This is a genomic window from Anaerococcus sp. Marseille-Q5996 (genome assembly GCF_946893725.1).
GTDB classification, from domain to species: Bacteria; Bacillota; Clostridia; order Tissierellales; family Peptoniphilaceae; genus Anaerococcus; species Anaerococcus martiniensis.
This window is the reverse complement of the sequence record NZ_CAMPPE010000014.1, coordinates 1-570: the sequence shown is the minus strand read 5'-3', so window position 1 is coordinate 570 and position 570 is coordinate 1. Positions and strand designations below refer to the sequence as shown.

The following is a 570-nucleotide window of genomic DNA, read 5'->3' as shown; positions in this document are numbered from 1 at the left end:
AGAGTACAAAGGCAAAAGCGAGCTTAACTGCGAGAGATACAGCTCAAGCAGAGTAGAAATACGGACTTAGTGATCCGGTGGCACCGCATGGAAGGGCCATCGCTCAACGGATAAAAGCTACCCCGGGGATAACAGGCTTATCTCCCCCAAGAGTCCACATCGACGGGGAGGTTTGGCACCTCGATGTCGGCTCGTCTCATCCTGGGGCTGAAGTAGGTCCCAAGGGTTGGGCTGTTCGCCCATTAAAGAGGCACGCGAGCTGGGTTCAGAACGTCGTGAGACAGTTCGGTCCCTATCCAGCGTGGGCGTAAGAAATTTGCGAGGACCTGTCCTTAGTACGAGAGGACCGGGATGGACATACCACTGGTGTACCAGTTGTTCCGCCAGGAGCATAGCTGGGTAGCTAAGTATGGAATTGATAAGTACTGAAAGCATCTAAGTACGAAGCAACCCTCAAGATAAGATTTCTAAAAGTACGTAAAGAAAATACGTTAGATAGGTCCAAGGTGTAAGTGCAGTAATGCATTAAGCTAATGGATACTAAACTTTAAATCTTGACTGGAAATATTG

At 48.8% G+C, this 570-nt stretch carries 1 rRNA gene; it reads left to right on the top strand.

The features are described 5' to 3' along the window. Window positions 1-562 (top strand): 23S ribosomal RNA (locus OC526_RS08315); the annotation flags it as partial. Between the last annotated feature and the right edge of the window lie 8 nt (window positions 563-570).